At 37.1% G+C, this 20,467-nt stretch carries 17 protein-coding genes; 8 read left to right on the forward strand and 9 right to left on the reverse strand.

Annotation, left to right across the window (positions count from 1 at the left end):
- Positions 1–371: 371 nt before the first annotated feature.
- Positions 372–2,525: a DNA topoisomerase I gene (gene topA, locus DYY65_RS06720; protein WP_162477208.1), complete on the forward strand. Its 2,154-nt coding sequence runs from the start codon at positions 372–374 to the stop codon at positions 2,523–2,525.
- A 56-nt stretch (positions 2,526–2,581) separates the two neighbouring features.
- Here the strand turns inward: topA and DYY65_RS06725 are convergent, their stop codons facing one another.
- The 3 genes from DYY65_RS06725 to DYY65_RS06730 form a co-directional block, all read right to left on the reverse strand.
- Positions 2,582–3,919: a DEAD/DEAH box helicase gene (locus DYY65_RS06725; RefSeq protein WP_162477209.1), complete on the reverse strand. Its 1,338-nt coding sequence runs from the start codon at positions 3,917–3,919 to the stop codon at positions 2,582–2,584.
- Between the two features lie 282 nt (positions 3,920–4,201).
- Positions 4,202–4,330, reverse strand: coding sequence for a hypothetical protein (locus tag DYY65_RS12705; RefSeq protein WP_255457482.1), 129 nt, complete (start codon positions 4,328–4,330; stop codon positions 4,202–4,204).
- A gap of 571 nt (positions 4,331–4,901) precedes the next feature.
- Positions 4,902–5,642, reverse strand: coding sequence for a DUF2334 domain-containing protein (locus tag DYY65_RS06730; RefSeq protein WP_162477210.1), 741 nt, complete (start codon positions 5,640–5,642; stop codon positions 4,902–4,904).
- A gap of 285 nt (positions 5,643–5,927) precedes the next feature.
- Between DYY65_RS06730 and DYY65_RS06735 the strand changes: the two genes are divergently transcribed.
- Both DYY65_RS06735 and DYY65_RS06740 read left to right on the forward strand, forming a co-directional pair.
- Positions 5,928–6,401, forward strand: coding sequence for a GNAT family N-acetyltransferase (locus tag DYY65_RS06735; RefSeq protein ID WP_162477211.1), 474 nt, complete (start codon positions 5,928–5,930; stop codon positions 6,399–6,401).
- Positions 6,402–6,657: 256 nt separating this feature from the next.
- Complete coding sequence (locus DYY65_RS06740; RefSeq protein WP_162477212.1) at positions 6,658–7,542, forward strand: glycosyltransferase family 2 protein; 885 nt, start codon at positions 6,658–6,660, stop codon at positions 7,540–7,542.
- A gap of 322 nt (positions 7,543–7,864) precedes the next feature.
- Here the strand turns inward: DYY65_RS06740 and DYY65_RS06745 are convergent, their stop codons facing one another.
- The 3 genes from DYY65_RS06745 to DYY65_RS06755 all read right to left on the reverse strand — a co-directional run bounded on the left by DYY65_RS06745 (position 7,865) and on the right by DYY65_RS06755 (position 10,011).
- Complete coding sequence (locus tag DYY65_RS06745) at positions 7,865–8,113, reverse strand: hypothetical protein (RefSeq protein WP_162477213.1); 249 nt, start codon at positions 8,111–8,113, stop codon at positions 7,865–7,867.
- Between the two features lie 161 nt (positions 8,114–8,274).
- Complete coding sequence (locus tag DYY65_RS06750; RefSeq protein WP_162477214.1) at positions 8,275–9,276, reverse strand: cyclin family protein; 1,002 nt, start codon at positions 9,274–9,276, stop codon at positions 8,275–8,277.
- A gap of 429 nt (positions 9,277–9,705) precedes the next feature.
- Positions 9,706–10,011, reverse strand: coding sequence for a hypothetical protein (locus DYY65_RS06755; protein WP_162477215.1), 306 nt, complete (start codon positions 10,009–10,011; stop codon positions 9,706–9,708).
- 796 nt (positions 10,012–10,807) lie between these two features.
- Between DYY65_RS06755 and DYY65_RS06760 the strand changes: the two genes are divergently transcribed.
- From DYY65_RS06760 to DYY65_RS06780, 5 genes are all read left to right on the forward strand, one after another.
- A complete protein-coding gene (locus tag DYY65_RS06760; RefSeq protein ID WP_162477216.1) occupies positions 10,808–11,218 on the forward strand; it encodes a VOC family protein in 411 nt (136 codons plus the stop codon).
- 385 nt (positions 11,219–11,603) lie between these two features.
- The gene (locus tag DYY65_RS06765; protein WP_162477217.1) at positions 11,604–12,011 is read left to right on the forward strand and encodes a cupredoxin domain-containing protein; all 408 of its coding nucleotides are present in this window, start codon (positions 11,604–11,606) and stop codon (positions 12,009–12,011) included.
- A gap of 351 nt (positions 12,012–12,362) precedes the next feature.
- Positions 12,363–12,542, forward strand: a complete 180-nt coding sequence (locus tag DYY65_RS06770; protein WP_201449380.1) for a hypothetical protein — start codon at positions 12,363–12,365, stop codon at positions 12,540–12,542.
- A gap of 260 nt (positions 12,543–12,802) precedes the next feature.
- A complete protein-coding gene (locus DYY65_RS06775) occupies positions 12,803–13,438 on the forward strand; it encodes a hypothetical protein (RefSeq protein WP_201449381.1) in 636 nt (211 codons plus the stop codon).
- A 339-nt stretch (positions 13,439–13,777) separates the two neighbouring features.
- A complete protein-coding gene (locus tag DYY65_RS06780) occupies positions 13,778–14,038 on the forward strand; it encodes a hypothetical protein (protein ID WP_162477220.1) in 261 nt (86 codons plus the stop codon).
- Between the two features lie 672 nt (positions 14,039–14,710).
- Here DYY65_RS06780 and DYY65_RS06785 read toward each other — a convergent pair.
- The 3 genes from DYY65_RS06785 to DYY65_RS06795 form a co-directional block, all read right to left on the reverse strand.
- Complete coding sequence (locus tag DYY65_RS06785) at positions 14,711–14,851, reverse strand: hypothetical protein (RefSeq protein WP_162477221.1); 141 nt, start codon at positions 14,849–14,851, stop codon at positions 14,711–14,713.
- Positions 14,852–15,838: 987 nt separating this feature from the next.
- Positions 15,839–17,491, reverse strand: a complete 1,653-nt coding sequence (locus DYY65_RS06790) for a phospholipase D-like domain-containing protein (RefSeq protein WP_162477222.1) — start codon at positions 17,489–17,491, stop codon at positions 15,839–15,841.
- Positions 17,492–18,678: 1,187 nt separating this feature from the next.
- Positions 18,679–19,887, reverse strand: a complete 1,209-nt coding sequence (locus DYY65_RS06795) for an alpha/beta hydrolase family protein (RefSeq protein ID WP_162477223.1) — start codon at positions 19,885–19,887, stop codon at positions 18,679–18,681.
- Between the last annotated feature and the right edge of the window lie 580 nt (positions 19,888–20,467).

The raw sequence follows: 20,467 nt of genomic DNA on the forward strand, positions 1-20,467 counted from the left end.
ACAAACGGGATACTAGAACTCAAGATAAAATTGAAAGAAGCTTCAAAGCCAAAGGGTAAAACAATAAAGGTCGAGTAGAGTAGAGGTATAAACTTGAACTCCTTTTTATCTTGAATTTTTGTCGGGACAGTATATAAAAAGGATTATTGTTACTCCTTGGAATAAAAGTTATATTGAATTCTTATACATTACCTTAGAAACAACACAAAGGAATCTGAGGCACTGATCAGGCGAAAAATTGTCAACTACTACGAGAGCAGATATTAATCGCATTCTTCACACGCTGGAATGTTGTACCTGTCAAAGCATGCTAACATGTCATTTATTTATCAGTTATAAGTAAGATAAAATATACTCATAATTATGCATTCTTGTCAACATTATATGTATTAGCCTTACCCTATACACTTGTAGTCTGCGAAAAGCGTGACGCTGCAAGAAGAGTAGCGCAAGCCATTGCCACTTCAAATTTTAAGATGATTACCCCTGGAAGAAAATTGGGAAGGCCATCCTTTTTCTCCATTACAGGCAGGAATAACCAGCATTTTATTGTATGCTACGCCATGGGTCATTTGTATGGATTGGTTGATGCTAAAGGAAAAAGGAGTACATACCCAGTATTTGACGTTAAATGGACTCCAATCAAAGGAAATGCAAGAGGACGACAGATCATCGACACAATATCCACACTTTCACAAAAAGCCGCAAAGTTTGTTCATGCTTGTGACTATGACTTGGAAGGCGAAGTAATTGGTTATAATATCCTTCAATATGCATGTAATAATAAATACGAAAATTCACTTAGGGCCAAGTTTTCAACTATGACCGATGAAGAAATAAGAAGCTCATTTGATAATTTATTAAAACCTATTACAGGGATGGCGGAAGCTGGCAAATCACGTCATATGATTGATTTTATTTATGGAATTAACTTCTCACGAGCCCTTACACAGTCTTTTAAGGTCAGTAACAATGGCAAAAGGTATCGAAACCTCTCTATAGGCAGAGTGCAGGGTCCAACACTTGCCTTTGTAGTTGACAGAGAGGTGGAGATAAAGCGGCATATCCCTGAACCTTACTGGACTATATTAGCTGAATTTGAAAAGAATGGCCAAGTAATTCAAGCCAGCTATTATAAGTCAAAAATTAGAACATTATCTGAGGCTACATCGATTGTTAATGCATGTACAAACCGATACGGAAAGATTATGAAAGTCGAAAAACAAAAAGTCATACACAAGCCCCCAACTCCCTTCAATCTGGGCGATCTGCAGAAGGAAGCCTACAGAGTATTTAAATTCTCTCCAAGCTACACTTTATCAATTGCACAGAGGCTCTACATAGCTGCACTTATTTCATATCCTAGGACATCTAGTCAAAAGCTCCCCATGTCATTAAACTACAAGAAAATCATCTCAAACGTTTCACAACTCGGTTATCCTTATGTTAATCTCGCTTCCTCTTTACTAGCAAGAGATCGTCTGGTCCCCAATGAAGGATTCAAAATCGATCCTGCGCACCCAGCAATTTATCCTACGGGGGAGAAGCCTAAAGGCAAACTTGATAATTCTGATCTCAAGCTACTGGATCTCATAATTAAAAGATTTCTTGCAACTTTCGCCGATCCAGCAACAAGTCTGCATACAACAGTCATGATTCATGTTAATGGTGAGCACATCTTCACAGCTGAAGGGAATAAAATGCTTTATGAGGGGTGGATTCAAATTTATAAGCCATATTCTAAGATTGTTAATATTGAACTGCCTAAGCTTTTGGAGAATGACATATTGAAAAATATCGCTGTAAGTATTGATAAAAAGTTTACTCAACCACCACCCAGATTCAACCAAGCTAGTCTGCTTGAGAAAATGGAGAAAGAAGAGATCGGAACTAAAGCTACCAGGTCCGAGGTAATGAGCACGTTGTTCAAAAGAAACTACATTAGTTATACTACCTCAGCCACAACTTTAAACACTAATGGGGGGAAAAAGGGAATCAAAGCTACACAAGTCGGGATACAAATAATTCAATCTATGCGTAAATATGTGCCAACTATAGTATCTACAGACCTTACCAGGAATATGGAAGGACAGCTAGAAGAAATCGAATTAGGCAAATCCAAAAGTACCGCTGTAATCGAAAGCGCTGTAGATCATTTAAAAGGAGTAATGCTTACCTTCAAGGAAAAGGAAGTTGAGATAGGTAAACAAATTACTGATGCAGTATTATCTAGTCAGAATCAACAACAGCAGATTTCATTGGGGACATGTCCACAATGCAATAATGGAAAACTCATAATGATAAGATCTGCCACTACAAGAAAGAGATTCGTTGGATGTTCTAATTATTCTACCGGTATGTGTAAAGCAACTGCCCCATTGCCGCAGAAAGGATCAATAAAAGCTTCAGGAAAAATATGTACTCAATGTTCTTGGCCTATAGCCGAGGCTTTCTATGGACGCCAAACAAAACGGCAATGGGAGTTTTGTGTCAATATCCGATGTCCATCAAAAAAGCCCAGATGATATCAATTTAGTATCTTGGTATTAATATCGGAGAGTTTGCTGAATTGAAAATTAAATTAGATGATATACATGTCTAGATTGCTACTAGATACTCTTGGGTCTTTAATTTCATGTTCTATATCCGTTGCTTGTCTAACCATTTTTAGAGTGTTGAAATCATGAGTGTATGATAGATATACGGTATATATCAATGCCACATCTTTCCCTGAAGTCTTCCTTAATATTCTGCCTATTCTTTGTATTATCTGGTTCATGTTAGATGTACTGGCCAATATGATAGCGATTCTAACTTCCGGCACATCATATCCTATTTCTAATGTATGTACTGAAAGTAATGGGAAGAAGTCTTTACCCCATTGTGATAGTATTTTTTGCCTATCTTTAGATTTTAGTTTGCTGTCGATAAGCATAGAATTTATTCCTTTAGTCTTTAGCAGTTCCTTCAGCATTTGTATTGATTCTATGGTCTCACTAAATACCATGACTCTTTCATGCAGATGTCTTGTAGCTAAGATATCTAATGCTGCTAGCAGCTTATTTTCTGCGCAATTAATCAGATGCTTCCTCTCCTTAACATTTGCAAACCATGCTCTTGCTAATCCGGCAGTATGTCCTCCCTTTCTCAACAGCAAGGTTATCGATTTAGGATCTGAGGTATGAAGATAGCTAGAGATATTTCTGATTTTAGTAGAGCATTCATGATAGACCTTCCGTTCATCAGATGTTAAATCAACCTTTATTGGAATAACAACTGGTTTTGCTAGTCTTTTGTCTTTGACAGCGTCTTTTATCATATACCTTTTGACTGGCGGTAGTAACGTCAAAATAGTACTGTACCTAGAATCTTGTTCATCTATTGTTGCAGTTAATCCTAACATCGGCTTTTTATGATCTGCCGGTCTTGTAAAATTAAATATTTTTCTTAATGTTGTTGCAGTGTCGCTTACAAGGTGTACTTCATCGAAAATGGTCATCTTGGATTTGTTAATTAGAGCAAGATTGCTAATTGCGCTTTGATAGGTACTTATGGTTATTTCTCGTACTTCCTTACGTTCTCCAAAATATGCCCCTATTCTTTCTTCTGGAATACCATACCTTATTAACCTGTTAATATTCTGTTGTACTAGTACTATTCTAGGAACTAGAAATAAGATGTTGAATGGTTTATTATTATGTACCAGCGATTCGCATGCTCTTTTTGCACATTCAAATGCTATTTCTGTTTTACCAGTGCCTGTACTGTATATTATCGAACCTCGATAGTTATTTGCTATCCATGCATCAACCGCCTCAATCTGATCCCTCTCAAGTTGGAATGGAAATTTTAATAAGGAGATGGCAGAAACCAGAGTTTCAGGTGATGATAATTCAGTACTGCGGGAACTAGAAGTCAATACGATATGCTAGATCTCCTCTGTATTAAAATTGTTCTGACATTTCATATTATGTAAGTTTTCTGCTGTTGTTGTGTCAGTTTTGCTGGCTATACTTTATCTATGTCCCTTGTTGGTGGTAGTATTTATTCATTTTATTCATGTCTCTAAATAAGAGACAGCCGTTGTATGTCGTTTGAATTGTTTATTGATGCGTGTCTAAAAAGTTGAGAAATCCTATAGTGTTAATAAAATATGAAGACGGTTATTGCCATTATTAGGTTTGTTTTCAGCTTCTCTTTATTATCTGTTAACAGTAATAGGCTTTTCTTCTGCCTTCTCAAACTCTAATTCTTCTTTTAATCCCTGCTCTTCAACAGCTTTCTTCATTCGCAGCCTATCTTTCAATTCATAACCAATGAAGTCGCACATATTCTATTCTTATCACCATCCTTATAGTTTAAATCAGTTTCATTATGTGGGACTGCCTGTACCAGAACCTCCAAAATCTGGAAACCATTCATAACAGAAAAGAAGGAATAGCTATCTTTTTCTACAAATAATCGAGACAGAAAAGGGGAAATCTTGGCTGATGTTGTTATTCAAAATAAAATCGCAGATCATAGTCAAAATCCATAATGAATTGTAAAAATACATCCAATCAGTTCTACTTACCCTTATGCATATGGGAATTCTGGATAGTGTATCAGGCGACTCCAGAGTTGATGCATACCAAAGTGCTGTGTCTTCTCTTTTTAATTTAGATTTTATTAAACAGTGCATTGTTACTATTCTCTTACAAGACAACTATTTGTCATCTTTTCAAACCAACTTCATCTTCTTACCATAGCTTTTCATTATCGGATGAAATATGGTGTAGAACATGAATCACAACATCACGAACTGCATCAAACTATTTTGTACATTCTTTGCGCACCTTACCTAATGCGCCGGAGCAGACTGGGGTGGATCTTGTAGTTGTCTTTTTGTCAGGATTCGAATATCAGATAATAGAAAATGGGGCATCTCGCAATCTCTGTGCTAGATCACTATACGGCGTGATTATATAGCCTTGATCTTTTAGTTCACTTATCATCTCAACTTGATCCTTCAAAGCTCTATGTGGGTCACGTGGATGAGGTGCGATTCTGATCATTTTATGTTCTTGGGTTTCATCTAAGCGCCTGAAACGTCCTTCCTCAGTGGGGATCCTTACGACATTCTGATCAGGGTGTCCGGTTACGTCCCAACTTAGAACCTTAGGAACTTTGATTTCCTTGAACGGTTTGTGGGAAAGTAGAAAATATTCTTCCTGCATTTCTGCTAAAGTAAATCTTAATTTTTCCAATACTTCAATAGAACTTTTGCTTAATTTCCATTGTGGTGGTATAAATACACTAGTCTTTATTCCTACTTGTTCAAGTATCTCCAGAGCTGCCCTCAATTCTTCTTCTGTAGTCGCTTTTGGCTTGGTGTGGAAATCGTCCATTTGACCATTTCTATCTTCATGATAAAGGCCGTGTAAAACTATTTCGCATCGTTTATAAGATTTTAGTTTATCCATAAATTCCGGAAACCTTGGAAGATCTTCAGTATGATGGTAAAACGGAACAAGTCCTACATTGTATTTTATCCCCAAATTCTCAAACTCATCCATATATTCAAAAATGCGTTTTGATAATGCAGGAGCGGCATCATGCAACGTAATAACCGCTAGATTGTTTAGAATTGACTGATTAGTCATTTTCTACTTCTTTCTTGTAAAGGCCCCAAAAAAACGTTTTGATGTAGGTCCAGTAATTGCTACCTGCTGCCTGTTTACTCTGCTTCTTCCCTTTTATGAACATATTTTCTTCTATTCTTCACCTTCCAAAATTCTTGATAGTGTAAACATTTTTCACGATGAAATTGAGAAATCTTTCTTACCGCAATTTTCTTGTTATTAGCATCTGTTTTGATGATTATTTCATATACCGGGGTCTTGTAGCACCTCTGTGGTAATCAACCGATCTTTGGGTGATGTTAGAATATGTCTAAACCCTCTTTAGAATATATGATACGTGAAATAGAAGAAAACGATATCGAAGCTGGTAGATTATTAGAGGTGTTAGAGAATCTAGCTCCAGTCGGAGGGCTCACTATGCCTGCGGCTAAGATGATATTAAAGGAGATAAGATCAAATCCATTACACAAGATATTCGTTGCGGTTACTCAAGAGGGCCGGGAAAGGGGTCTAGTAATAGGAACAACCACTCTGCTTGTAGAGCCTAAATTCATCTTCGGTGGTGGGAGAGTAGGACACGTCGAAGATGTGGCAGTAAGGGCTGGATATCAGAGGAAGGGTATTGGTTTTAAGCTTGTAAATTATGCCACAGAGCAAGCAGTGGCGATGCGGTGCGTAAGAACAGTATTGGATTGTTCAGATGAGAACGTTCCATTCTATAAAAAGATTGGTTATTCATATCACGGCAATACCATGAAAATTGAACATAAAATAAAGTGAATATGTTATGAAATTTTCTCAAATTCTGTAATTTTCAGTAGTCCTTTATACTGAAATTGAATCTAGCAGCTAGGAAGTGCTAGAATTTCAATATTTTTATCTGTTTATTTTGAACATGTCCCTAAATTGTTGATTGAGCTATGGTAGTTACATGATAGGATGGATTTCCTTTAATATTATCAAACGTGGAACTTCAACGTAAAAGTTTATAGATATTCGTACCAAATTACAGTTGCATATCGCAGGGTATTTGTAGTTGGGATTAATTAATGACTACTCAGATGTAGCGCATAAGGTAAAAACAGAAAAACGTAATCATGAGTTATCTGCTAGCGTGGTTATTCCCTTTCACGAAGGATATGACATACTTGCAAGAACCATTAAGAGCCTGACTCAACAAACCTATCCAAAGGATCGATTTGAAGTCATTATAGCAGCCGATGCCAACCATGCTGACGCAAGATTGATCACGAAGCAAGTCAAAAAAGAGATCGACATAAAATTGGTGACACTCTCCAATACTGGCTTCGGGCCATCTAGCCCTAGAAACGCTGGGATATATGCTGCTCGAGGTGATGTTATTATCTCTCTTGACTCTGATATGATATGTCCCCCAAGCTTTTTAGATTCGCACATGGTTTGGTTTCATAACTCTTCTAAAATTGCGACAATCGGACTTAGGAAATTTGTAGAAGCTAGCAAAATCGAACTCTTAGACATTACTCCTGACTTCCGCATGATCTCATCGCTTCCAGAGATCCAAAGTATTTCAAATAATGCCGTATGTTCTCGCAAAGACAAAAGAATTCCAGAACTTAAGCAACTAAAGATTCACCCTTTTCCAAGCAATTGTTTTCATGGAGGAAATGTAGCATATTGGCGCGATGACGCGTTAGATATTGGATTATGGGATGAAGAATTTAATGGAAATTATGGCTATGAGGACATAGAATTCGGACAGCGTCTGTTCGAAAAAGGCAGAAAGTTAGTTTTTGAGAACAACACAACAACATATCATCAGGAGAGCAAATTCGTTTCACCTTATGAACGAAAAAAGGGGCTTTCTATTAATAGAATAAAACTGTACAATCGCTATCCTGCGCTTGGAAAGTTCAGAAGAGATATTCTAGGATTACCATGACTAGCATGAAATGACTTTCGATATTAAAGAAATCCACAGGAACCAGATATCATATTTGTACTGTCAGTAATGTTTAACTCACAAAGTTGATAAAGTTATTTGTGAACTTATCAGTGATAGGTTAGAACATGTGCCTTATTTGAACTTCGACTAGACAAGATAAAGGTCACATATGCTTTAGCAGTAATGAGGTTTTGAATAGGTGGGTGTTGACAGGATGTACTAAACCGGCTGCTGTAATCGGTCCTATAGATATCAAATGGTTTTATAGAATTAACAAGCTAGGATTGTGCATTAATAGAAAAGACCTTCGCAAGATAATTTAAGACCCAAATATGCCAAAAGAGGTTGGTGGAAAATTGGGAGGTGATTCCACATCAGCATCATAATAAGACGTCATCAAAGTATATTTTTTGATCCCTCTCTCAACATTGTTTTTGTCCATCTTAATTTTTATTCGCACGATTTCGTCTACTTCAATGGAAGCGACAGGCCTGCCGGTATCAGCCACATTTGGATTCATGCCATGATTGATGTTTGGGTTAACGAAGGGATAATTATTATAAGCCAATGTCCTCAAGATGGTCTGCAATTTGTTGGTAATTCATATTGTGGTCGTCATTTAGATGATATATTATCTGACTTAGGTCTCGATTTATCTTGCTACATGAGCCGCATTCGAGGCCCTTTTCGTGTTTTATCATTTTAACTATTGGTTCATAGCTATACATTTTATTTATGAGAAAATATGGATCTTGTTGTAACTTTTTGTATGATGGTACAGTCATGTATTTTTTTGTTTGCTTTACGATAATAGTCTGCAATTACACCTATGGCGCAAAGCTCCTCTTTAGATTTACCTCGAAGTTCTCCTGTTATCTGCTTTTTGCCTTTTGCGTGGATTCTCAAAATGTAGCTTGGTTTTGGTAGTATGTGCGATGATGATTTATTTCGCACTTTTAATTTGAGTAAATTTTCTTCAATATCATGTAATAAATTATACTGCCATGATTTGTTCTGCTCACCTACTTGGAAGCTGTATATCGCATGATTAGAAATAACATAATCTAGTACGTTCTGTATCAGCAAAACTTTACAATAGTCGTATGCCAATATCATGCAAGCAGTTTTATTATTCAAGCGGTGGACAACAGCTTTATCCAAGATTTCTTCTATTTTGTATGGCATTGATAACCTCATACAAACCAAATATATCGCTGCAACGACCAGAGCTAAAGTAGATCTATCCACTACTATCGCTCCACTTCTACGCTTAAACTCTTGATAGATCAAGAGAGATAGCTTTGCTACTTTCTCTGGTAAGCCCAACAGTGTGCATATATTGTAAATTGTTAGGGTAGGACTCGAAGAAATGTATCCAGCAACCGGCCTAATAATCATGGAATGCCATTTCTGCAATTTCTCAAAACCATTTAACTCGCATTCAATCGAATGGTTAGTAGTATGACTGTGGGTATTACCAGTGCTATCATTGTCTGAACTAATCTTGCCAAAGTAGTGCTTGGGTGTAACATGTGGCCTTAAAAGTTCTTCACCCATATTGTCATGAACCGAATTTAATCCGTATTTATAACACTGTGAATTATATTTGCTAGTAGTTGTTGTTTGATCTATATGAGGTTGATAGTCTAGCTCTAGTAATTCTCTATCTAACGTGCCGGAGTAACATGATTCACTTTCTAACTTATCTTGTATACAACCTTTTTCAGTCATTCTTGTTACTGCTTCCTCCATATCCATAATATCATATTGTTTATTAAATTCATTCTTGTATGATTATCTAGTCTGGCTGCATCAATTTTATAGACAGCTGCTTTTGTTACCATTTCTGGTTCGTCGGTTTCTAATCGTCTAGTATTATGAATATCTTTTTACGAATCTTGAATTTTTAATAGCATTGGCTAACAAGTACAAACTGCGTCTGTTTTTGGTAAATGAAATTGCTATATTTTTAGATCTTTAGCATTAATTGGATGCTGTAAAGTATTATAACTAATACTCCTTTACTGCCCTAATTGTTATCTCCTGCAGGATAATATACCGTTACCAGTTAAACTCGGTTTACTCTACAAATCTCAAACATGTCTGCCGCTAACTCGTCTTAGGATGAATTACCCACTTATCGATATGATCTTTTATTTATCACCGGCCCACTTCGGCTATGACTGGTTTGACTTTTATTATAATTCTGTAACTAGTCAAAATCTCTTTGCATCTATTCCTAATTATGACCTCACTTATGCTTGTCGGATTAGGGAAATCTTGTGGAAGATTGAATCCAAGTAGTATTGCAGCAATGTAGATATACGCTATTGCAAATCCGTCTGCTAGAAGATGGTTGTTAGTAAGGTGTGCTATTTCAATTGCTAGCTGCTGCACTCGATTATAGCCATATAACAGACTAGGATGGCAGACAGGACATTGCGTGTTATATTCAGTTGAATTCAAGGCTCATACCTCAATTCATTCGTCCTGTTGTTTTCAGATATAAGTTGGATTTTTGGTTTACATAAAGCATGATTGAATAAAGCTGGAATCAACACACACCTCACCCATTCGTTTGTAGAAATAGCTGATTCTATTTATTGGGAGTGGTCATAACATTTTACTACATTTAGATTTCTAGATACAATTGTAAATGTCCATTAATTTGTGATACCGAATCGTTATGCATAGAGAACGGTAATAGCTAAGTCTATATACTTATAAACTGCCTAAGGTTCTATGATACAATATACCAATAAACAAAAACCTGTGATCACTTTAGGGTAAGTCTAGATACTAGTATTGGCTAAATATTGGCTATTGAAACAGCGCTCTAGATAGCAGTCAACTCCCAGCTTGGATCAACAGACTAAATGTTGCTAATACTGGTGTCATCTGTGCTACTCGTCTACTTATATCAAGCCTACACATGCAGCAATATTACGAATTACGAATTGCCGATTTTTAGGTTGTTCTAGAGAATCAAATACAATAAATCAATCCTATAATTCATATTTTTCAAAAGTGATAGCATTTTATCAGCGGATGGTACGCTACAATCTTCGAATCTGGGCTAAGTAACTTAGCTTAATATTCTTAATAACTCTAATTCCAGAGATTGACAAAGTATAATACGAACATCATCCAATGGGGATGTTTATGATGTGGACCACTCAATTTAGTGCCAAGAATAAATAGTTGCCCGTGCTAATCATGTCAACCATGTAATTTATATCGCCTTGAAACAGGATAGTACAAATTGTCTACAATAGTTCATTTTGAAATACCATCAGACGATATCGAAAGAGCGAAGAAGTTCTATAATGGCTTATTTGGTTGGAAAATTGAAAAGTTCTCTGGTAATAATGAAAATCAGCTAACTTCGGCAGCTACAGGTCAACCAATAGATTATTGGATTGTGTCAACACTAGACGATAAAGGAAACAAAGCAGTAGGTGGAGGACTTATGAAAAGACAAATGCCAGAACAGCAAATTACTAATTATATCAATGTGACGTCAGTGGACAACTATTCATCTAAAGTAAGAGATCTTGGAGGAAATGTACTAAGTCCTAAGCATGCAGTACCGGGCATGGGTCATTTTGTGCTATGTCAAGATACAGAAAAGAACAACTTCGCCATTTGGGAATCTGATTCAAGTGCAAAGTAAGCAGTATCCTGCTTATTTTTCTTGCTTGGCAACTGCTAGATTTATTCGAGGCACTGTCCAGTTTATATACAAATCATTGTTAATAGTGTTATTATAATCAGTCCTAAAAAGATATTGTGCATGGGCAAATATATCATTTTCAATCAAAGTTGAGTAATCTCTACCGTGGGAGGTACATAGTATGAAGATAGCTTGATCTCCTAATCTGTGTTGCCCAAATCAGGTTACTATTGGCAGAACAATTTCAAACTAAAATTAGGCCGAAAACTCCATACGGCTTCATAAATTTCCTATTGTACATGATAAATAAAAGGACATGTTAGTAATATCTTCTATTCGGCTCTGAATAGTTAGATTTATCTAAGATAATCTATTACACCTTTGCATGCTACAAAAACTGAATGCCTATCAACTGACCGCTGTCTGCTTTAGTTCACTGTTAGCAATAGGACTATTGTTTCCTGTCCTTGCCTTGGCATGTGACGCCTTGGGCCAAGCCAAATCAGCTGAAGTTTCAATAGTCAAAGGTGCATCTAATCCGAGTGCTACAGAGCCATACAATCCTTCACCGCTTACCGTTCATGTAGGAACGAATGTCACGTGGACAAATAGCGATAACACTGGCCACACAGTCACTCAAGGAAATCCTTCTGGCAATACTCCTGCTAACGGGTTTGACTCTGGGATTATGGCTCCTGGAAAAACATTTACTCACATGTTCGGCACGTCCGGCGCTATACAATACTATTGTACTCTTCATCCAACGATGTTGGGGGAAGTGATAGTGAAGTAAATGGTTGACTAGCAGTTTGATTTTTACTTTTATTCGATCGTCAAATATGAGATTAGCGAGCTGCACGATATTAATCTCAAACTGATTTATAGGACCGGTTCTGTGATTTTCTATATATGCTAGTCTAGTCTAACAGAATGCGCTCATATTCATTGGACTGGGTGGACAATAAGTATCCATCATGTCACGTATTGAAAGCCTCTTGGATTCAAGGTGTATTTGAGCTGGACGGCCCTGGATTCATATGTTGCATTTTCTAATCCTAATAAATTCAAACCGGGCGTCGATAGATGACCGCAATTCAATCCATTTGGACCAAACATGATATCCTTCACGTCACAAGAGGATTTGATGAAGAACCTACCAACAGCAATGGGCAATACAGGTAAAGCGATGGGCGGTGCTGGTTCGCCTACCTTTAAAATCAGTATTGGAGAATATGAAGGCATGTCAATAAAGGTTGGCAACACAAAGTATAGTAATTTGATACGAGCTTTCCATTCTATAAAACAATTGCCAAAGAGTGAATGAACTCGTGTAAAGGTGAAAGTAATACAAAGATATCATGCTGGCAACAACAGGCGCAACGAATTACAAGTTTGAATTGAGTCAATATTATTCACTCGGAAGAAGTAAAATAATATACTCGCGACTATGACAAGAGGCAGAAAGATCCACCTCTAGGTGACAAAGAATTTAAGAAAGTGTGAAATTGCTATCGAATTAGTAAAAAGAGAAAAAGACCGTATATTTGAAAGTCAATTAGTAGGGATAAAATTATAAAAGATATCATGGGAATAAATAGAATGGTAAATCTAAAATCGTTATGGATACTCTTCGTTGTTGTAGCTATGACCTTGACACTTACTACGATGCCTATATTAAGTGGAGCGGCATTGGCTGCAAAGAGAAGTAGTAGCAGCGGTAGCAGTAGTGGCGGCACAAAGATTTTCAACAAAATGACCACACCTATTCACATAAGAGGTGTGAAGGTTTTCCGAGTTCATACTGTTCCGTCAAAAGTAGCTGTAGGTAGCACATTCAATCTTCGAGGGATTGTGTTTAACAATTCTACAGCGACAATTACATTTGGTAATGGAACATGCGTTGCCCCTCTATCCATCACCTTTAATAAGAATGTCATGACCGAACCTCAGACGGTATCTGCGGCATGTAAACCTCAAACAGTCACACTAAAGCCTGGAGAACAAACACCTATACTTAGTCCAAATTTGTCAGGTAAAATATTTAGAGCCACTGCTCCTGGAGTGACTAACGCAACACTGATCTTCAAGTATAAAGCTGTAACACCGACAGGTAAGTCACATATCAGCGATAGTATCTCTAGAACATACGCATTTGATATCCTTGCTACCGGCAGCAAACCAGTTAGCGCACCTCAAACTAGCCCTCTAACTTTACATTAGTGTCCAGTTCATGAGAATTGCGATAAACTGCCAGATGATCTAACATAAGATCAACCTTTCAGCCCTTAACCACATTGCTGACAGTAACATGCTTCAGTGCGACTTGATTATATTTTTTAATACAGAGCCTAATCAGTGGAAAGGATAAACAGAAGATTACAACGGCAATCACGAGTATGGGACCAGAAAATGTAATTTTTTGGGCTATGGTCGTATTTCGCTTACCGAAAGTGCATTTGGATTTAACAATTTTCTGGGACCAAGGAGCCAACTATGTTCTAGAACTCTACTAGCCAGAGCAGCAATGGATAACTTTATACATCGTGGAATCGAATTCAGATGTTAGTGGTTAGTGGGCTCAAAACTAACTCAGATCGGCTAAAGCTGACCGTTGAAATTATTGAGGTTGCAAAGAAGGTTAGTAGGTATTTACCTATTATTGTATTTGCATATGCAGGTTTGACACTTGTGTTCGCAATAATGAATATTTTGGAGCGTAACATAATATTAGGAATAATCCTTTGTTTGTTAGCAGGTTTTGGATTGCAGCTTACAATAAAAATAGTTCTAATGAGAATAAGATGGAAACGGGAATCGTGAGACATCTAAGAAATAATTGCAGACTAGAAGTTAGATAAAAATATTAGTGCGTGCTCCAAACTGGGAGTTAACTATTTGTTTTTGCATTTGTCGATGGGAGGACTCAGATCTGCAGCAGGGTTCGTGTTTGGCATAGTTTGGCCAAAAACATTTTTGGGCATAATAAATTGTAGACATGAAAGCTATCTATATCCGATATAGAGATGTCAACAAATCTATCTTATTTGTGAGATTCTCACATAGGATAGTCATATTATATAATTGCGTAATCAGTGCCCCCGTGACTGGTCTATTGGGGAGAAGGCCAGTCACAATATTTGGTCCACATATGTCATATCTCTACCCAGTATACACCAAGGAAATCCTAATGCCATGATTCTCACCAATTATGTCTATCCAACGAAACTTGTAATTACAGCAAGAATAGGTAGAACGATCAAAACAGCTTGACAAGTTTTGTTGTAATTATGTCATTAGATAGCAATATTTGTGACACTCGCAAATATACCTAATTATTTGCGGAGTAATCATGACCCATCCAAGCAGTGTTAGCAAATTAGCCAGGCATTTAGTGAAGAATGAATTAGTGCTGGTTAAAAACTTGGAATTATAAGCTAGAGCTCTCACGCCACATAAGGACTGCTTGACTGCTCTAGTTCGTTTGCTTCGTTTCTAATAAGCATGCTCCAGATTTTTGTGCTGCCTAAGCTTTCTCCCAGTTTCAAACCTTATTCCGCAAACGCCACAAACTCTTAGCCTTCGGTCCTGTTTCGTAAGCTCCTCAATTTGGGAAGTAAATGAATCTGTTGCCATTGTTTGTTATCTACCTAACCTTTTATTGCGAATGTGTACAGAAACACAACTTATGTTAATGTCCTATTATATCATGAATAACTATAGTGGCAGGGAGGGAGTGGCAAGTAGATGCCAAACATATACCAATTGGCATAAGTGCGCTGACATAATTTGTTCGATTGTGAAGTATTACATCAGTAGGTAAAGCCAATATATCCTAATTGGTATAGTCTATCTAACAGACGATAACGGAACTTGTTCTCATTCATATCTCCATTACTAGTGAGACTTTCAGACTTTTTAGTTACTATACATTTAGTAGATATTGTCTATAGTCTTCACTGTCTTCACCTTTTTCAGTACCCTATAGAATAAACTTGATGGTCAGTCTCAAATGGGGTGGACAAAATTAGAAGTATTTGACAAATTGGTTAAGAAGGACACAGAACAGTAGTCATGATGTTTGTCTTGTGATCTATCCTTCGCAATGACCACGTTGTTTATTATTTACCGAAGATTGGGATTATCACTATCGATTGTTCCTCCCGTTCGTGACTAATTAATTGCTGATTGCTTCTATTCTTGACTACTTAAATTCTGTTTTCTTGCAAGATACTGTTTTCCTGATAGGGTTGCGCAAATACCCTTATTGATAACGGGATCACGAATGTTGCGAGTAACCCTAACGATAATGCCAAAGCTGTCTGTTTATGTCTAACATGCTAGATACCTTTTGATAATATATTCTTAAATATTATGTAATACCATTCCATTGGTGTAACCTCAATGTCTATCAGGCGTGGAGTACTTTTCAAAGCCTTTACGGCTTACACACTAAACTATAAATTAGTACGATAAAGATTCTGGAAGTTTATGAGTATTTTTTTAGAATTGTCCCCTCTATCTAGCTGAATGCCTTTCCTTCAACACATATATCATAACCTAGATTTGTCCAGCGGCACTAGCTGCATCTAAAATGTCCAAAATAATAAAGCTACAAACAAATCATAACAATCTGAACTTATTTCCTCCTTTTGCACCTAGGTAAGGAGGAGGGAATTTCATTTCCTGGAAATTATAATAATAAATATGTCCCTTTATAAACTCGCCCCGTTGGACTCTTCTCCCATTATCCTGTGCCACTTTTTCCAAAAGTTCAAATCCTTCATTGAAATTGTCTAGATTTGTATCTAAGGATTCAAGAGAGTCATGTTGGCGTATTCCAATATGCTCAGTCAACAGCTTTACTCTAAGCTGTATCGCAAGTTTTGAAGAGTTTATTCCTAAATCAAATTCAGTAGAAGCTTCAAATCCATCTCTGTCAGTATTTGCTGAACCAACTGTTATCCACTTATCGTCAACAATCATTATTTTTGAATGAACGTAAATCTGTTTTCTTTTATTATTTGCTTTAGGATCTTGCGATATTAGAGAATAATTCCTTACTCTCTCTCCATCTCCAGCTCTTCTGAGAGCAGCCAAGTTACTGTTTATATCATTAATACTCTCATGAGAAATCTTGCCAAAAATAAATCCAGGAAGATTAGGCTCCATTGGACCAATAGTTATAACCTTTAAGGCAGGCTCCTCTCTTAGCCTTTTGATAAGAATGCGGGTTATAATTTTATCTTGGAATGGGAATTGATCTTCAAGGTAAATAGCATGCTTTGCTTTTCTAAGCATAGTATCATACCATTCTCTAATCCCATTCCTATGTTCGATACTGTTATTGCGGTCCATATAGGTATCGTTACCTTTATCGTTGAAAGACTGTTTCCAGGTTCGCAGAGCAACAATTTCGATCCTTTCTTCATCTTTATTATCAATATTAGTGGATGGCCGAGAGAAAGAGTGGGGCAATAAATAAGCGCCAATTAAATCAGGCTTTACTAATTCATTAACCGACTTATCATCCCTTAAAATAGAGTGAACCCATCGTTGGTTAAAGTGAAAAATAACGTCCCATACTATTGGGCCTTTAACCATTACATTTACATCGTGCCAAGGTTGTGAACCATAATCTCTTAAAATGCTATCAAAACTGTGACTGGTTGTGTCCCACTTTCCATTGGATAAATCCTGTCCTCCACAAAATGCTGTTTCATTATCTATAATGATGATCTTTTCATGAAACCCTGAGGTAAGCGTGGGTGTTTTACTGTCAAGTCTAACAGAAAGATAATTCTCAACACCATAATTCTTGGCAAGTTGGTTTAAGAATTTAGCCTTTTTCTCTCTGCCTTCTATCCCTCTTCTTTTGGACACTGGCAGCTTGCGGACTAAAAGTCTAGGCTCCCATAATATTATCTTGATATCCACTTTCTCTCTTGCTTTCTCGATCAGTAGACTTTGGAGAGTATAATCATTCTTAGTGCTGTCGTCTGAGCTATCGCAGGTAATGTCACTAATGTACCCACGCTCTTTATTCTTATTCTCATTCTTATCCTTAGCAATAGATCTTTCTGACTGATATAATGAATGTACCCCATATTGCTGATTTTCAGCCTTCCGTACAAGACAAATATCTGGATCAAGGTCGTAGTTTGCTATCCATATAGAAGATTTGGCTTCCTTCATCTTCTCATAGGCTAAGCCCATAATTTGTTGACCATCGATAACAAACTTTAAACAAGTACCATAACTCACTTGGTCAAACATGTCTATTCTCTTTAGTAGTAATTGATGTCGCCTTTCTTATTGCTATTGTTGATACTTATTGGTAAAGCCAGTGGAATTCATAATGTTAGGTACTTTCTACCTATTAGAGATATCACAACAATTCAAATTCTGTTGCTATCAATAACTTCCGGCTATTCTTTAACGCCCTCACTTATGTCATCTATATATACCAGCCTACTACCTAATAGTCCGTGCCTATGTGCATTTTCATAGGTGTAGTCTTCTGTTTGGTTAAATTGATTGTTACACTATCGATTAGCTCTTAACTTATCGATTAATCCTCTCTTTTCCTTCCCACAAAACACCACGAACACAGGTCGCGCATTAGCTCATTAAATATGATTTCATATCCGCACATTTTGCACTTTATATGTTGATTCATTTCTTCCAAGTTCTTGCTTGTTATTATGGGAACACCTATACTAATGTAAAGTACGCCTCAATATATTATATGGGATCGAGTATTTCAGATTCTCAGATTCATCATTGAAGACATAAAGACAGCCAAATCAAGTGCAACCGTCTAACCATGCGGCTTCTTGTTGCCACACTGGCAACTTCTGAAGAAAGACGAGGCCTTCAATTAACTTATTCTCTTATCAATAAATAGGTAGTCGCTGACACACATAGCTACATGAGTAAGCCAATAATGGCAAATGACTAACGGTGCCAGCGACTACTTGACTTGATTCCTGTGCTTAATAGTTGATACGCAACTTACTATATCAATGAATCAAGTATTGAAAAAGGTTATGAATCGTCCAGTCATTCTGGACCATGTTCTCGACGAAAGCATTTTTCTGCATGATATGGTGCTTATAGTAAATCCAACTTTGTCACTGCGATATTCCGTATGTATTAATTTCATTGAATTAACTTCATCACATTTATGACAATGTTCAGTTTGTACTATGCATTGCTAAACTACCTACGACCAATTTAGAGGTTAAATACCTTGGTCAAAAATTTAAGAAAAAGTTCCTAACTCGGATCGAACATTCTTAGCTACTCTACTTGGTCAGCTCAAAATCATGGCCATAATGTTTTTCGCAGGCATCCCTATGTTGCTACTCGTACATCGACGTTACCAGCAAATACAAGTACCTAATAGAAGATGAGATTGAAGAAATTTGCAAATGCAACAAAAGAGGTTGCACTTGACTAGTTCAACTTTTTTGAAACATCTCATCTAACCAGTCAAGTATGCGTTGATTAGATAAAGCCGATGCACCACATTGGCAATGCTCTTCAGCACCTTCTTCAGCTGTAAATAAAATAAGTTTCTTTGGACAGGTTAGTGCGTCAAATACTTTTTTTGGCTGTCCTGGAAATGACTCATCTTTTTCTGCTTCCAAGACAAGTGTGGGACATTTAATATTTTGTGCTATATTTTTTATTGAATAATCCTTGGATCCGTGGACCAATTCAAATGGCGTATTAGCGCCAGCTGTCCACATTCCATGTTCCAAATTGAATCTTATATTTGGATCCGATTCAGACAAATTATTAAGGAAAGTGTTAACATATTCCGAATTCCCATTATCTATTGCTGTTAGTAACGACTTGGGAAAACCCGATGCAAAAGCTTCATAGCCATCAAAAACACCACCATTTAATATACAAGCAGCTATGCGATGTTCAAACGCAACAGCCCTCGCAGCTAGATATCCACCCATGCTTATTCCCATAAGGGCGATATGTTCTGGGTCTATTTCTTCTGGCCTACTCAAAGCATATTCCACAACAGGTGTCACTACTTTTTCCCAGTCGTATCTAAACGGAATTTTTTGCTTACGTATTACACCGCCTTGACCAGGACCTTCAAAGGTTAAGCAATTGTAACCTCTCTCCAACGCAGGAGCAGCAGCAGATGTATAGAGTTCTTCTACAGTGGAGTCAAAGCCACCATGTACTATTAGAGTCGATCTAGGAGGCCTGCTGTCATTATTATCATCCACTCTGTAGAAATATCCTGGTAGACTGGTTCCTTCATATGGTATTTCTATTGACTCAAAAGGTGGTGAAAATAGCCCGGCTGCTTTGCTAAAGCATTCTTTGCTACCTCCCCACGTTGCTTGAATCCTTGGATCTTCTGGATCCATCAGTAGAAACTCTGCAACTCTATAATAATTTGAAGCTCGAAGATAAGCTTCACGTGCACTAACTTTATGTCCAAAAGCAAGACTCTCGTCTGCAAATCTATGAATTCTTTTTGCTGTCTTTAGCCATTCTTCGTGCCAGCTCTCAAAATCACCTTCTTTAATACGATATGCAGTAGAAAGGCATTCCCCAACATCTGCTCCTTTGTAATATGTCTCACCTATGGTTCGAAGTAACTGGAGGGAGAAGGTCGGATCTTGAAAGACAATTTTCATTAGATAATTTAGTAAGTGACAATTATTTAAGAAATCAGATACGGAATCTCATTTTTGTTAGAAAAGAATATGGAATCTATTACTTCAATTCCCAAGTCTTTGAGAAAACCCCTCCTTGTCGACTTTTATGCCAAAGATTGGCCAGATATTTTGACAATATAGCTGTCAATAAAGTCAAATCAGCAGAACAAGGGTGGAATGTGATAGGCGACTAGGAAGCCGATGCTTTGGGGAGGTCATTTTGATCTCCTTCAAACACTGTTTCTGTTCTCAGAGACAAGGTTCCTAACTGATTGACAAAAATAATACCAGTAAGCAGATGATAATAAGAATATGCTATCAGTTGAATTTTAGATTGAATCTTGTCTAAATATAATCAATCTTTGGACAGAGTGATGTTGCGAACTTAAAGCTTGCCTAATTGACTTATATTATAGAATATAAGTATAATTTCAATTGAACAACAGGCTTAATAATATCGTCTTAATAGTTTTGTTGGCAGCAGCAACGTCATCTCTAATGATTGCTGAAGTCAGTAATAGTGTTTATCTGGTTCAGGCTAAAAAGTCACATGGCCATT

It is taken from the genome of Nitrososphaera sp. AFS (assembly GCF_009898475.1).
Lineage (GTDB): Archaea > Thermoproteota > Nitrososphaeria > Nitrososphaerales > Nitrososphaeraceae > Nitrosopolaris.